The organism is Kitasatospora sp. NPDC058032 (assembly GCF_042885845.1).
In the GTDB taxonomy this organism is placed as follows: domain Bacteria; phylum Actinomycetota; class Actinomycetes; order Streptomycetales; family Streptomycetaceae; genus Kitasatospora.
On the sequence record NZ_JBHVRK010000003.1, the window covers coordinates 409,205 to 423,314 of the forward strand.

15 protein-coding genes are annotated in these 14,110 nt (G+C 73.7%); 12 read left to right on the forward strand and 3 right to left on the reverse strand.

The window, feature by feature from the left end:
• Positions 1-34: 34 nt before the first annotated feature.
• The gene (locus tag ACFVUH_RS07360) at positions 35-391 is read right to left on the reverse strand and encodes a hypothetical protein (protein WP_355357902.1); all 357 of its coding nucleotides are present in this window, start codon (positions 389-391) and stop codon (positions 35-37) included.
• 218 nt (positions 392-609) lie between these two features.
• On the opposite strand from ACFVUH_RS07360, the gene ACFVUH_RS07365 reads away from it, so the two are divergent.
• Positions 610-1,533: a hypothetical protein gene (locus tag ACFVUH_RS07365; RefSeq protein ID WP_387911718.1), complete on the forward strand. Its 924-nt coding sequence runs from the start codon at positions 610-612 to the stop codon at positions 1,531-1,533.
• Between the two features lie 46 nt (positions 1,534-1,579).
• Here the strand turns inward: ACFVUH_RS07365 and ACFVUH_RS07370 are convergent, their stop codons facing one another.
• The gene (locus tag ACFVUH_RS07370; RefSeq protein ID WP_355357899.1) at positions 1,580-2,749 is read right to left on the reverse strand and encodes an NADH-quinone oxidoreductase subunit D; all 1,170 of its coding nucleotides are present in this window, start codon (positions 2,747-2,749) and stop codon (positions 1,580-1,582) included.
• Positions 2,746-3,801: an SAM-dependent methyltransferase gene (locus ACFVUH_RS07375; RefSeq protein ID WP_387911720.1), complete on the reverse strand. Its 1,056-nt coding sequence runs from the start codon at positions 3,799-3,801 to the stop codon at positions 2,746-2,748. Before ACFVUH_RS07375 ends, ACFVUH_RS07370 begins: the two co-directional genes overlap by 4 nt.
• A 139-nt stretch (positions 3,802-3,940) precedes the next feature.
• Between ACFVUH_RS07375 and ACFVUH_RS07380 the strand changes: the two genes are divergently transcribed.
• The 11 genes from ACFVUH_RS07380 to ACFVUH_RS07430 all read left to right on the forward strand — a co-directional run bounded on the left by ACFVUH_RS07380 (position 3,941) and on the right by ACFVUH_RS07430 (position 14,049).
• Positions 3,941-5,173 carry a sensor histidine kinase gene (locus ACFVUH_RS07380; RefSeq protein ID WP_355357893.1) on the forward strand — a complete coding sequence of 411 codons (1,233 nt, stop codon included), beginning with the start codon at positions 3,941-3,943 and terminating at the stop codon, positions 5,171-5,173.
• Between the two features lie 59 nt (positions 5,174-5,232).
• Positions 5,233-5,925, forward strand: a complete 693-nt coding sequence (locus ACFVUH_RS07385; RefSeq protein ID WP_355357890.1) for a response regulator transcription factor — start codon at positions 5,233-5,235, stop codon at positions 5,923-5,925.
• Between the two features lie 96 nt (positions 5,926-6,021).
• Positions 6,022-6,978, forward strand: a complete 957-nt coding sequence (locus tag ACFVUH_RS07390; RefSeq protein WP_387911722.1) for a Rossmann-like and DUF2520 domain-containing protein — start codon at positions 6,022-6,024, stop codon at positions 6,976-6,978.
• The gene (gene panC / locus ACFVUH_RS07395) at positions 6,978-7,883 is read left to right on the forward strand and encodes a pantoate--beta-alanine ligase (RefSeq protein ID WP_387911724.1); all 906 of its coding nucleotides are present in this window, start codon (positions 6,978-6,980) and stop codon (positions 7,881-7,883) included. The genes ACFVUH_RS07390 and panC overlap by 1 nt, the downstream gene beginning before the upstream one ends.
• 57 nt (positions 7,884-7,940) lie before the next feature.
• Positions 7,941-8,390: an aspartate 1-decarboxylase gene (gene panD / locus ACFVUH_RS07400; protein WP_355357881.1), complete on the forward strand. Its 450-nt coding sequence runs from the start codon at positions 7,941-7,943 to the stop codon at positions 8,388-8,390.
• 15 nt (positions 8,391-8,405) lie between these two features.
• A complete protein-coding gene (locus tag ACFVUH_RS07405) occupies positions 8,406-10,082 on the forward strand; it encodes an L-aspartate oxidase (RefSeq protein ID WP_387911726.1) in 1,677 nt (558 codons plus the stop codon).
• A 4-nt stretch (positions 10,083-10,086) separates the two neighbouring features.
• The gene (gene nadC / locus ACFVUH_RS07410) at positions 10,087-11,079 is read left to right on the forward strand and encodes a carboxylating nicotinate-nucleotide diphosphorylase (protein WP_355357875.1); all 993 of its coding nucleotides are present in this window, start codon (positions 10,087-10,089) and stop codon (positions 11,077-11,079) included.
• Positions 11,080-11,160: 81 nt separating this feature from the next.
• On the forward strand, positions 11,161-11,955 hold the full coding sequence (locus ACFVUH_RS07415; RefSeq protein WP_355357872.1) for a type III pantothenate kinase: 795 nt from the start codon (positions 11,161-11,163) through the stop codon (positions 11,953-11,955).
• Positions 11,956-12,134: 179 nt separating this feature from the next.
• Positions 12,135-12,416 (forward strand): LuxR C-terminal-related transcriptional regulator, encoded by a 282-nt coding sequence (locus tag ACFVUH_RS07420; RefSeq protein ID WP_387911728.1) that lies wholly within the window; start codon positions 12,135-12,137, stop codon positions 12,414-12,416.
• A gap of 144 nt (positions 12,417-12,560) precedes the next feature.
• A complete protein-coding gene (locus ACFVUH_RS07425) occupies positions 12,561-12,983 on the forward strand; it encodes a hypothetical protein (protein ID WP_387911730.1) in 423 nt (140 codons plus the stop codon).
• 235 nt (positions 12,984-13,218) lie between these two features.
• Positions 13,219-14,049 carry a hypothetical protein gene (locus tag ACFVUH_RS07430; RefSeq protein WP_387911732.1) on the forward strand — a complete coding sequence of 277 codons (831 nt, stop codon included), beginning with the start codon at positions 13,219-13,221 and terminating at the stop codon, positions 14,047-14,049.
• Positions 14,050-14,110 lie beyond the last annotated feature (61 nt).

Here is a 14,110-nt window from a genome sequence, read left to right on the forward strand (position 1 = left end):
GCCCCGAACGGTGCGCGCGCCCGCCCGCGGGTGCTCAGACCGGCCGGACCTCGGCGGTACCGGGCCCGCCCGCCGGGCCGCCGGCGAAGCCGCTCGCCGCCGAGGTGTCGGTGTCGGCGGTCCGCTCGGCCATGCCGTGCAGACCCGCGCCGACCGTCCCCAGCCGCCCGGCCAGCCCGCGCAGCCCGCCGAGCAGCCCGCCGTGCGCCTCCCGATAGGCGGCGGCGAACCCGCTGCCCGGCTTGTCCCCGCCCCACGGGCTGCCGAGCGCCGCGAGCCCCTGCTCCAGGGCGGTGGCGGCCTTCCCGAAGTCCGCCGAGATCCGCTCGAACTCCCGTCCCTCACCGTGCAGTTCCCAGGGCTTGATGACGAACTCGCCGCCGCCGGCCATCCCCGTACCTCCCCGTGCTGGACCGGCCGCCATCCTAGGGCCCGCCGAGCCCCCGCCCGGCGCCCGCCGACGGCCCCTTCACCCGGCTTCACCCGGCCTTCACGGCGGCCGCGCACCCGCCGTCGCCCCGCCGTCGCCCGGCCGCCGCGCGGTGAACTCGCCGTAAACCCCGTGGCCACGGACGGTTGGCCGGCGCGCGGAGGCTCTACCCTTGCCGAGTGGCAGCAGCAGACACGTCCAAGCACAGCAGCAGCACCTCCAAGGGGAAGAAGGCCAAGCCGAAGGACGGCGGCCCGACCGCCGTCGACCTCGCGATGCCGGTCCTGCGTTCCGAGCTCCGCCCCGAGGTCCCGCTCGACTTCCCGCGCGCCTGGGTCGAGTTCACCGACCCGGACGACGCGGAGCAGGTCTTCCGCTGCGACCTGACCTGGCTGACCTCGCGCTGGTCGTGCATCTTCGGCCAGGGCTGCCAGGGCATCCGCGAGGGCCGCGGCGAGTCCGACGGCTGCTGCACGCTGGGCGCGCACTACTCGGACGAGGACGACGAGAAGCGCGTCACCGGTCACGCGGCCCGGCTGACCCCGGAGCTGTGGGAGAACCACCCGCACGGCACCGATGCCAAGGGCCGGATCAAGGCCGACGGCGGCATCACCATGCTCGACGAGGACGGCGACCGCCAGACCCGCCGGGTCAACGGCGCCTGCATCTTCGTGAACAGCCCCGGTTTCGCCGGCGGGGCGGGCTGCGCCCTGCACGCGCTCGCGCTCAAGGAGGGCCGCGAGCCGCTGGAGACCAAGCCGGACGTCTGCTGGCAGCTGCCGGTGCGCCGCACCTACGACTGGATCGACCGCCCCGACGACACCCGCTACCTGCAGGTCACCATCGGCGAGTACGACCGGCGCGGCTGGGGCCCGGGCGGCCACGACCTGCACTGGTGGTGCACCGGCAGCCCGGACGCCCACCAGGGCGCCGACCCGGTCTACGTCAGCTACCGCCCGGAGCTCACCGAGCTGATGGGCCGGGCCGCGTACCGGGTGCTGGCCGAGCTGTGCGAGGAGCGGATCGCCACCAAGGGCGACCGCAAGGTGGCCCCGCACCCGGCCGACCCGGCGAAGAAGCCGAAGGCCGCGAAGAGCAAGTAGCGCCGAAGGGGGCGGGCCCGCCCGCCCCCTCACCCGCCGGCGCGGCTCACTTGTCGATGTCGCCGACGACGAAGTACATCGAGCCGAGGATCGCCACCATGTCGGCGACCAGCGTCCCCGGCAGCAGTTCGGTCAGCGCCTGGATGTTGTTGAACGACGCCGAGCGCAGCTTGAGCCGCCACGGCGTCTTGTCGCCGCGCGACACCAGGTAGTAGCCGTTGACGCCGAGCGGGTTCTCCGTCCAGGCGTAGGTGCTGCCCTCGGGGGCCTTGAGCACCTTGGGCAGCCGCAGGTTGACCGGCCCGGGGGCGAGTCCGGCGATCTTGTCCAGGCAGGCGTCGGCGAGGTCCAGCGCGTTGGCCGTCTGCTCCAGCAGGCACTCGAAGCGGGCCAGGCAGTCGCCCTCCTCGCGGGTGACCACGGTGAGCACCCGCCGCAGTTCCTCGCTGCCGTACGCGAGGTAGGGCTCGTCGCGGCGCAGGTCGAAGTCCAGGCCGCTGGCCCGCGCGATCGGGCCGCTGACGCCGTACGCCTCGGCCTGCGCCCTGGTGAGGACGCCGACCCCGGCGGTGCGGGCGCGGAAGATCTCGTTGCCCAGCACCAGTTCCTCGAAGACCGGCAGCTGGGAGCGGACGACGGCGACGGCGGCGCGGACCCGGCCGAGCCAGCCGGCCGGCAGGTCCTCCTTCAGGCCGCCGACCCGGTTGAACATGTAGTGCATCCGGCCGCCGGAGGCCTCCTCCAGCACGTGCTGGAGGTCCTCGCGGCCGGAGAAGGCATGGAAGATCGGGGTGATCCCGCCCAGCTCCAGCGGGTAGGAGCCGAGGAACATCAGGTGGTTGAGGACGCGGTTCAGCTCGGCGAGCAGGGTGCGGATCCACACCGCCCGCTCGGGCACCTCCATGCCGAGCATCCGCTCGACGCCGAGCACCACGCCGAGCTCGTTGGAGAAGGCCGAGAGCCAGTCGTGCCGGTTGGCCAGCATGATGATCTGCCGGTAGTCCCGGGCCTCGAAGAGCTTCTCGGCGCCCCGGTGCATGTAGCCGATCACCGGCTCGGCGCTGACGATGCGCTCGCCGTCCAGCACCAGCCGCAGGCGCAGCACGCCGTGGGTGGCCGGGTGCTGCGGGCCGATGTTGAGCACCATGTCGGTGGCGCCCGCCTCGCCCGTGAAGTTCTCGGCTCCCGCCCCGATGCCGACCGTGGTCTCCCTCATGGGGTGAGAGTCTGCCATCCCGCCAGTGCCTCCAGGCTCGGCGGTACCGGCATCCGGACGGTCTGCGCGAGCCAGCCGAAGGCGCCGAGACCGGCCCGGTCGGTGAGCTCCGCGCCCTCGCCGGCCCCGCCGAGGGCCCGCAGGTAGCCGGCCGGGTCGGTGGAGGCGAGGGCGAGCGAGGGCCGGGCGCCGCTGACGCCGAGCGCCCGCAGCGCCTCCCGCTGCGTCGTCCACAGGCTGTGGAGACCGGGGACGGCGACGGCGTCCAGCGCGACGTGCGCGGTGACGTCGCAGGAGCCGTCGGGCACCGGGGCCACCTCGCGGCCGGAGCGGAAGCCGGTGCGGGTGGGGAACGGCGGGCGGCCGTCGGCGGTGTGCCCGTAGTCGACGGCGACGGCGAGACCGCGCTCCAGGCCGGCCACCGCGTGCGCCCAGGCGGCGTCCCGCGGGCCGCCGAACTCGGCGAAGTCGCCGAGGCGTTCGGCCGGCCACCAGCGGGCGGCCCAGGCGGCGTCGGCGGCGTCGACCGGGGCGCCGAGCCGCTCCTCGCCGGTCGCGGTGTCCACCTCCAGGTAGCGCAGCCGCCCGTCCTCGCCGACCTCGCCGGTGTCCAGCGGCACGTTGTCCAGCCACTCGTTGGCGAACAGCAGCCCGGTGACGCCGCGCGGCACCTCGTCCGTCCACACCACGGCGTTCCACCGCGACTCCGTCCACAGCCCTGTGGACGGAGCGGCGGGCGGCAGCGGCGGGCGGTCGGCGAGTTCCACCGCGTACACCCGGAGCCGCTCCCCCAGCGCCCGGGGCAGCTCGGCCAGCACCCCGGCGACCAGTTCCCCCCGCCCGGCCCCGACGTCCACGAACGCCAGCTCCTCCGGACGGCCGAGCACCGCGTCCACCTCGCGGAGCAGCCGGGCGACCGCGCGGGCGAACAGCGGCGAGGCGTGCACCGAGGTGCGGAAGTGCCCGGCGGGGCCCTCCGGCCTGCGGTAGAAGCCGCCGTCGGGTCCGTAGAGGGCGTGTTCGGTCGCGGGCGCCCACCGCATCCAGGTCATGGGGCGGGACGCTACACACCCGGTGGGCACCCGCCCAATCCGTACGGCATCGGTACCCGGGCCTCTCCGACCTAGGGAGTAGGACGGATCGCTCTCCCGGCGGACCTGGGGACACGCCGCGGTTGCCTACGCTTGACCCGTGCATCGACTCAACGCCTGGCTCCGCCGTCACCCCATGGTGGTCGACTCCGCCTGGGCGGCGTTGGTGCTGGTCTTCGGGCTGCTGCCCGACGAGAGCGGCCGCCCGGAGGGCTGGCGTCTGGTGGCCGACACGGTCATCGCCGTCGTGCTGCCGCTGCTGATGGTGTTCCGTCGGCGCTTCCCCGACCTCACCGTGGCCGCCGCGATCGTGGTCGGCCTCACCCAGGTGGTCCTGAACGTCAACCCGGCGTTCTCCAGCGTCGCCTTCCTGGTGTTCGCCTACACGGGTGCCGCGTTCGGCCGGCCCTGGACGTCCCGGGCGGCCCTGGTCGCCGGACTGCTGGCCGGCCCGCTGGTGTTCTGGCAGATCCATCCGGAGAAGGCCACCCGACTGCCCGACGGCGACATCAGCTACGTCCAGTACTCCGTTCCCGAGGCGCTGTTCTTCTCCGGGATGATGTCCACCCCGTTCATCCTCTGCTGGGCGTGGGGACGGCTGACCCGGGTCCGCCGGGCCTACCTGGTGGAGCTGGAGGACCGCGCGGCCCGGCTGGAGCGCGAGCGCGACGCCCAGGCCAAGGTGGCGGTCGCCGCCGAACGGGCCCGGATCGCCCGCGAACTGCACGACGTGGTCGCGCACAACGTCTCGGTGATGATCGTCCAGGCGGACGGCGCCGCGTACGTGCTGGACAACTCGCCCCAGCAGGCCAAGGAGGCGCTGGGCACCATCGCCTCCACCGGCCGGCAGGCGCTGGTCGAGATGCGCCGGCTGCTCGGTGTGCTGCGCACCGCCGACACCAAGGGCGAGGAGTACGTGCCGCAGCCGGGCGTCGAGGAGCTCCCCGAGCTGCTGGACCAGGTCCGCACGGCCGGCCTCCAGGTGGACTTCGCCACCTCGGGCGATCCGCGCGAACTGCCGCGCGGCGTCGAGCTGACCGTCTACCGGATCGTCCAGGAGGCGCTGACCAACGTCCGCAAGCACGGCGGCCCCGACGTGCACGCCCGGGTCGCGGTCGACTTCGGCGAGCGCGAGCTGGCCGTCCTGGTCGAGGACGACGGCCGCGGCAGCACCGACGAGCAGCTGGCCACCGGCGGAAGCGACGGCCAGGGCCACGGCCTGATCGGCATGCGCGAGCGGGTCGGCATGGTCAGCGGCAGCCTCGACGTCGGGCCGCGCCCCGGCGGCGGCTTCCGGATCCGCGCCGTGCTGCCGCTCAAGGCGGCCCACTGACCCCCGGCCCGGGCGCCCATCGACCCCCGCCGTTCCCCCGAGGAGCTTAGGAGCCCCCCTTGACCATCCGCGTGATGCTGGTCGACGACCAGGAGCTGCTGCGTACCGGATTCCGGATGATCCTGCAGTCGCAGGGCGACATCGAGATCGCCGCCGAGGCCGGGGACGGCGCCCAGGCCCTGGAGAAGCTCCGGCACACCGCGGTCGACGTGATCCTGATGGACGTCCGGATGCCGCGGCTGGACGGCGTGCAGGCCACCCGGCGGATCTGCCTGGCCGAGGACGGCAGCCCGCTGCCGGACGCCCCGCACGTGCTCATCCTCACCACCTTCGACCTCGACGAGTACGCCTTCGCCGCGCTCAAGGCCGGTGCCAGCGGCTTCCTGCTCAAGGACGTGCCGCCGACCGAGCTGGTGGCCGCGATCCGCGCCGTGCACGGCGGGGACGCGGTGGTCGCGCCGACCACCACCCGCCGCATGATCGACCGGTTCGCCGAGGTGCTGCCCACCCCGCAGGGCGGCCCCGGCCGCGCGGACACCCTCGGCCCGCTCACCGAGCGCGAGCGCGAGGTGTTCCTGCTGGTCGCCCAGGGCCTGTCGAACGGGGAGATCGCGGCCCGGCTGGTGCTCTCCGAGGCCACCGTGAAGACCCACGTCGGGCGGATCCTGGCCAAGCTCAGCCTGCGCGACCGCGTCCAGGCGGTGGTGCTGGCCTACGAGGCGGGCCTGGTCCGGGCCGGCGCCACGGACTGAGCCGCCCGGGCCCGTTCCCGCCCCCGTAGAATGGGCCGGTACGTCCGGTACCCCGTCAGGTGGACTGGAACGGAGCCCTTGGACAAAGGTGGACCCGTGAGTCCGTCCGACTTCGCCGACCCCGGCGAGTTCGCCCCGCTCGCCGACGGCCTCGGCGACCCGGCCGACCCCGGCAACCGCCCCGCCCGCCTCGCCGTGGGCGTGGTCGGCACCGGCCGGGTCGGCCCGGCGCTCGGCGCCGCCCTCCAGCTCGCCGGCCACAAGGTGGTCGCCGCCTCCGGGGTGTCCGCCGCCTCCCGCCGCCGCGCCGAGTCGCTGCTGCCGGGCGTGCGGATCGTCACCCCGCCGCAGGTGCTGGCCGCCGCCGACCTGGTGCTGCTCACCGTCCCCGACGACGCGCTGGCCGACCTGGTGGCCGGCCTCGCCGCGACCGGGGCCGTCCGCCCCGGCCAGCTGCTGGTGCACACCTCCGGCGCGCACGGCGTGGCCGTGCTGGAGCCGGCCACCCGGGCCGGCGCGCTGCCGCTGGCACTGCACCCGGCGATGACCTTCACCGGCACCTCGGTGGACCTGGCCCGGCTGGCCGGCTGCCCGTTCGGGGTGACCGCCCCCGAGGAACTGCGCCCGGTCGCCGAGGCGCTGGTGGTGGAGATGGGCGGCGAGCCCGAGTGGGTGCCCGAGGACGTCCGCCCGCGCTACCACACCGCCCTCGCGCACGGCGCCAACCACCTGGTCACCCTGGTCTCGCAGGCGATGGAGCTGCTGAGCGCGGCCGGCGTCGCCGAGCCCGGCCGGATGCTCGGCCCGCTGCTCGGCGCCGCGCTCGACAACTCACTGCGCTCCGGCGACGCGGCCCTCACCGGCCCGGTCGCCCGGGGCGACGCCGGCACCGTGCGACGCCACCTGGCGCAGCTCAGTACGGTGTCCCCGGACATCCCGGCCGCCTACCGGGCGATGGCCCGCGCCACCGCCCAGCGGGCCCTGGCCCACGGGACGATCGACGAAGCGTCGGCGGCGGCGCTGCTGGACGTACTGAACGAGGAGAAGCAGTAATGGCACGCGGCAAGCAGCCGGGCAAGGCCCAGCGCGCCCCGAAGGTCCACCGGGCCGTGGTCACGCACACCGTCGACGACTTCGAGGCGGCGTTCTGGCCGGACGAGCAGCCGGTGGACAACGCCGTCGTGATGACGATGGGCGCCCTGCACGAGGGCCACGCCGCGCTGATCCGCGCCGCCCGCAAGCAGGTCGGCCGGGACGGCCGGGTCGCCGTCACGGTCTTCGTCAACCCGCTGCAGTTCGGCGCCGGCGAGGACCTGGAGCGCTACCCGCGCACCCTGGACGAGGACGTGCGGCTCGCCGAGGCCAACGGCGCCGACGTGGTCTTCGCGCCGTCCGTCGACGAGGTCTACCCGAACGGCGAGCCGCAGGTGCGGCTGGCGGCCGGCCCGATGGGCGAGCGCTACGAGGGCGCCACCCGGCCCGGCCACTTCGACGGCGTGCTGACCGTGGTCGCCAAGCTGCTGCACATCACCGACCCGGACTTCGCCTTCTTCGGCGAGAAGGACGCCCAGCAGCTGGCGATCGTCCGCCGGATGGTGGCCGACCTCGACTTCGACGTCGAGGTGGTCGGCGTGCCGACCCTGCGCGAGGAGGACGGGCTGGCGCTCTCCTCCCGCAACCGCTACCTCTCGGCGGAGGAGCGCACCCGCGCCCTCGCCCTGTCCGAGGCGCTGTTCGCCGGCCGGGACGCGGCCTCGCGGGGCCCGAAGGCCGCGCGCGAGGCCGCCGCGGCCGTGCTGGACGCCGCCGAGGGCGTCGACCTCGACTACCTCGCCCTGGTCGATCCGCACGACTTCACCGAGGCGCCGGACGACTTCCAGGGCGAGGCGGTGCTGGCCGTCGCCGCGAAGGTCGGCACGACCCGCCTGATCGACAACGTCCGCATCATCGTCCGGTGATCCGGTAGCTCCCCCGCAGTTCCCCTAGGCATGCACTCACAGGAGGCGTGACCCGCAATGCTCCGCACCATGCTCAAGTCCAAGATCCACCGGGCCACCGTGACCCAGGCCGACCTGCACTACGTCGGCTCGGTCACGGTGGACGAGGACCTGCTCGACGCCGCCGACCTGCTCCCCGGCGAGCTGGTCCACATCGTCGACATCAACAACGGCGCCCGGCTGGAGACGTACACCATCGCCGGCCCGCGCGGCTCCGGCGTCATCGGCATCAACGGCGCCGCCGCCCGCCTGGTCCACCCCGGCGACCTCGTCATCCTGATCGCCTACGGGCAGATGGACACCGCCGAGGCCAAGGGCTACCTCCCCAAGGTCGTCTTCGTCGACGAGCACAACCGGATCACCGGCACCGGCGGCGACCCGGCCGAGGCCGGGGAGGGCACCGGACTGCTGCGCGGGGACGCCGCGTACCGTGGCGACAGCGGCGCCGTCGACGCCGCCGCGCGCTAAGGAGCCATCACCGACATGTCCGCCGTCACGCACCGCCTCACCGCCCCCGCACCGGGCTGGACCGCCGACACCGACGTCGTCGTGGTCGGCTCCGGCGTGGCCGGGCTCACCGTCGCGCTCAACGTCCGCAAGGCCGGCCTGCGGGCCATCGTGGTCACCAAGGCGATGCTGGACGACGGCTCCACCCGCTGGGCCCAGGGCGGCGTCGCGGCCGCCCTGGGCGAGGGGGACACCCCCGAGCAGCATCTGACCGACACCCTGGTGGCCGGCGTCGGGCTGTGCGACGAGGACGCCGTCCGCACCCTCGTCACCGAGGGCCCGGGCGCGGTCCGCCGGCTGATCGAGGCCGGCGCCGCCTTCGACCTGGGCGAGGACGGCGCGGTCCTGCTCACCCGCGAGGGCGGCCACCACCGCAACCGGATCGCGCACGCCGGCGGGGACGCCACCGGCGCCGAGATATCCCGGGCCCTGGTCGACGCCGTCCGGCGCGACCCCGAGGTGGAGCTCATCGAGCACGCCCTCGTGCTCGACCTGCTCACCGACGCCGAGGGGCACGCCGCCGGACTGACCCTGCACGTGATGGGCGAGGGCCAGCGGGACGGCGTCGGCGCCGTCCGGGCCCGCGCGGTGGTGCTCGCCACCGGCGGCATGGGCCAGGTCTTCTCGGCCACCACCAACCCGGTGGTCTCCACCGGCGACGGCGTGGCGCTCGCGCTGCGGGCCGGCGCCGAGGTCACCGACCTGGAGTTCGTCCAGTTCCACCCCACCGTGCTCTGGCTCGGCCCGGAGGCCGAGGGCCAGCAGCCGCTGATCTCCGAGGCGGTCCGCGGCGAGGGCGCCCACCTGGTCGACGCGGACGGCGTCCGCTTCATGCTCGGACAGCACGAGCTGGCCGAGCTGGCCCCGCGCGACATCGTCACCAAGGCGATCACCCGCCGGATGCAGCTCCTGGGCACCGACCACATGTACCTGGACGGGCGGCACTTCGGCGCCGAGATGTGGCAGCGGCGCTTCCCGACCATCCTGGCGACCTGCCGCGCGCACGGCATCGACCCGGTCACCGAGCCGATCCCGATCGCCCCGGCCGCCCACTACGCCTCCGGCGGGGTGCGCACCGACCCCATCGGCCGCACCTCCGTGCCCGGCCTGTACGCCTGCGGCGAGGTCGCCTGCACCGGTGTGCACGGCGCCAACCGGCTGGCCTCCAACTCGCTGCTGGAGGGCCTGGTCTTCGCCGAGCGGATCGCCGCCGACCTGACCGCCCGGCACGCGGCCGGCGGCCTGCCCGCGCGCACCGTCGACGCGGCGGCAGCCCGCGCCGCCCGCCCGGTGCCGCTGCCCGCGCCCGAGGCGCGGGCCGAGATCCAGCGGCTGATGTCGCGCGGCGCGGGCGTCCTGCGCTCCGCCGCGTCCATGGCCGCCACGGCGCGCGGGCTGGCGCTGCTCACCGAGCAGGCCCGCTCCGACGCCGCCGAGCAGAAGCCGGCCGACCCCCGGGTGGAGACCTGGGAGGCCGCCAACCTGCTGCTGGTCTCCGACGCGCTGGTCACCACCGCCGCGCAACGCGAGGAGACCCGCGGCTGCCACTGGCGCGAGGACTTCCCCGACCGGGACGACGCGCACTGGCGGCGCCACCTGATCATCACCCTCACCGCCTCCGGCGGCCCCGTCAGCACCCTCGAGGAGCAGTAACACCATGACCGACGCGACCGACGTGACCCACCTGCACGAGCACGAGCACGAGGAGCTCCCGCTGGCCGGCGGCTGCGGCGACGGCTGCGCCTGCGGCGACGGCGAGGGCTACGAGACCGGCCTGGACCCGCAGCTCGCCGAGCTGCTGGAGGAGGCCGGTCTGGACCCGATCGAGGTCGAGGACATCGCCACCCTGGCGCTGGCCGAGGACCTGGCCGGCGGCGAGGACGTCACCTCGGTGGCGACCGTGCCCGCCGACGCCGTCGCCACCGCCGACTTCACCGCCCGCCAGGCCGGCGTGGTGGCCGGTCTGCGGATCGCCGAGGCGGTCGTCTCGCTGGTCTGCGAGGAGGAGTTCGAGGTCGAGCGGCACGTCCAGGACGGCGACCGGGTCGAGGCCGGCCAGGTGCTGCTCTCGGTCCGCTCCCGCACCCGCGACCTGCTGACCGCCGAGCGCAGCGCGCTCAACCTGCTCTGCCACCTGTCCGGCATCGCCACCGCCACCCGCGCCTGGGCCGACGCCCTGGAGGGCACCGGCGCGGTGGTCCGCGACACCCGCAAGACCACCCCGGGCCTGCGCGCGCTGGAGAAGTTCGCGGTCCGCTGCGGCGGGGGCGCCAACCACCGGATGGCGCTGTCGGACGCGGCCCTGGTCAAGGACAACCACGTGATCGCGGCCGGCGGCGTCGCCGAGGCGTTCCGGGCCGTCCGGGCCGCCTACCCGGAGCTGCCGGTCGAGGTCGAGGTCGACACCCTGGAGCAGATCGCGCCGGTCCTGGAGGCCGGGGCCGATCTGATCCTGCTGGACAACTTCACGGTTCCGCAGCTGGTCGAGGCGGTCGCACTGGTGGCCGGCCGGGCCAAGCTGGAGGCCTCCGGCGGACTCACCCTGGCCACCGCGCGCGAGGTCGCCCAGACTGGTGTCGACTACCTGGCGGTGGGCGCGCTGACCCACTCCTCGCCGATCCTGGACATCGGCCTGGACCTGCGCGCCTGACCGACCGTCCGCTCCGTCCGGCCGTTCCACCCGTCCGACCGCTCCGTCCGCCCGCTGGCCCTCGACGCAGAAAGCACCCTGATGCTGCTCACCATCGACGTCGGCAACACCCAGACCACCCTCGGCCTGTTCGGCGGCGAAGAGGTCGTCGAGACCTGGCGGATCTCCACGGATCCGCGGCGCACGGCGGACGAACTGGCGGTTCTGCTGAACGGCCTGATGGGCTCGCAGGGATCGCGCACCGCGATCGCCGACGCGAAGGTCGAGGGCCTGGCGATCTGCTCCTCCGTCCCCTCCGTGCTCCACGAGTTCCGCGAGGTGACGCGCCGCTACTACGGCGACGTCCCCGCGGTGATCGTGGAGCCGGGGGTGAAGACGGGGGTGCACGTCCTGATGGACAACCCCAAGGAGGTCGGCGCCGACCGGATCGTCAACGCGCTGGCCGCCAACCACCTCTACGGCGGCCCGTGCATCGTGGTCGACTTCGGCACCGCCACCACCTTCGACGCGGTCAACGCCCGCGGCGACTACGTCGGCGGCGCGATCGCCCCCGGCATCGAGATCTCGGTCGAGGCGCTCGGCAACCGCGGCGCCCTGCTGCGCAAGATCGAACTGACCCGCCCGCGCAACGTGATCGGCAAGAACACCGTCGAGGGCATGCAGTCCGGCATCCTCTACGGCTTCGCCGGCCAGGTCGACGGCCTGGTCGACCGGATGGCCCGCGAGCTGTCCAAGGACCCCGACGACGTCCAGGTGATCGCCACCGGCGGCCTGGCGCCGCTGGTCCTCGGCGAGGCCGGCTCGATCGACGTCCACGAGCCCTGGCTGACCCTCATCGGCCTGCGGCTGGTCTACGAGCGCAACCGCCCGAGCTGAGGCCCCGCGGGTGTGACGGACATCACACCCGCGCGAATGGGGACATTCACCCACGGTCCCCCCATCGCGACCGAGCGTGATCATCTCCGCCCTCTCGGCCCCGTGCTAGCGTCGAACGCCGGGGCCCCATCACCCGCCGCTCCCCATCGAGGAGCGGTAGGCACTGAGGGGGGAAACACATGCACGGAACCATCACGGCCGTCGATGCCACCCTGGACGACCTGCGCACCTCGGCGTCCCGGATCGACAGCCTGAGCGGCCGCCAGGCCGAGGTACTCGAACTCCTCGTCCTGGATCTCTCCAACCAGGAGGTCGCCGCGCGCCTCGGCATCACCGAACGCACCGTCAAGGCCCACGTCGCCGCACTGATGGACCGCCTCGGCGTCGACTCGCGGCTGCGCCTGGCGATGGTCGCACTGTACGAGCGGATGTCCAACTGTCCCTGCGGACAATGGTCTTGATGCGAAGGATCGCCTAGATTCGGCAGCACTCGGGGGCTCGGGTCCACATCCGCGGCCCCCGGCGTTCCACACGGGGGGAAGTACCATGCTTCTCTCCTTCGCGCCCCCGCCCGCTCCACGGGCGGGCCGTCCGAAGGGTCCAACGTGAACGTCAAGCGCATCACGGCCATGGCCGCGATCCTCGCCACCGGCCTCGGCACCGCCGTCGCCGTCGCCCCGGCCGCCTCGGCCGCCACCATCGGCGCCTGCACCTACAGCTACGCCTGCCTGTTCTACAACTCCTCCAACTACAACCTGGGCGCCCAGTTCGCACACGACATCAACGTCAACAACTACACCGGCTCGTACTTCAGTGCCGGCATGTACGGCAGCGCCGGTGCGGGCGTGGAGGTCAAGAACCACGCCGCCGCCGTGGCCAACGGGGATGACAGCTTCCAGATCACCATCTGGGAGCGGAGCGGCGCCACGCCCTGGGGCAACCACGAGTCCATCAGGCCCTACAGCTTCGCCGACCTCACCGTCGTGAAGAACGACAACGCCGCCGGTACCTGGCAACGGGTCAACTGACCCGCTGCACCACGGCGCGGGCCCGGTCACGAGCGTCGCTCGGGCCCGCGCCGCTCCCGCACGACCGAACCACGGAGATCTGAACAAGATGGCCACACAAGCCTCGCCACTCAGTCGGCCGCTACTGCTCGCAGGGGGAGCACTACTTCTCCTCGCGGTCGGCTGCACCTCGTCGGCCACGCCCGACGGCAAGCCTTCGGGCGGCCTCTCCGCGGCCCCACCGCCAGTCTCCGCCGTGCCAACCCTCGTCCAGGTCGAGGACAAGACATTACCCATCGAGGCGTACCTGTTGACGACCGAGCAGAGCAAGCAGCTGGTCGCGGCCAGGACAGCACTGACGAACCGCTGCATGGCCCGGTTCGGCTTCGTCGTCACCCCGCCTCCCGCCCCGCCCGGTGGGGGGAGCATGGCCAAGAGCCTGACGCAGCGGCGGTACTTCGTCACGGACGTCGCCGAGGCCGCCCAGTACGGCTACACCTCCAAGACCCCCACCTCCGACGAGAAGCCTTCACGCGCTCCGGAGCCACCCGCGTACCTGCTGGCCCTCACCGGCAGCCCGGACGGCCGGGCCGCCGTCCTGCCAGGACAGACCCCTCAGGGCGACGGCAAGGAGGTCAACGGCCAGAAGGTCCCGCCCGGCGGTTGCATCGGCGAAGCGAGCGGCAGGCTGGGCGCCACCGCAGAAAACGGCAACGGCGGGGACACCCAACTCGCGCTCGATGTCAAGAACACCGGCTGGAAGCAGTCGCAGGCCGACACCCGGCTGCTCGCCGCCTTCTCCGCCTGGTCCGGCTGCATGAAGGCCAAGGGCTACGACTACCCGACCCCGATCGCGGCCACCGACGACCCGCAGTGGCAGACCCTGGGCGCCGCCTCCGAGAAGGCCCGGCAGACCGCCACCGCCGATGCGACCTGCAAGGCCGAACACAACGTCGTCGGCATCTGGTTCACGGTCGAGTCCGCCTACGAGAGCGCGCTGATCGAGCAGAACGCCGAGGCCCTGCGCGCCGTCAAGCAGGACATCGACAAGCGCGTGAAGCTCGCCGCCCAGGCCCTGGCCTCCTGACCCGCGGCACCCGCATGAAGTCGACACCACCGCACGACAACCATGACGGACAGTCAATCGG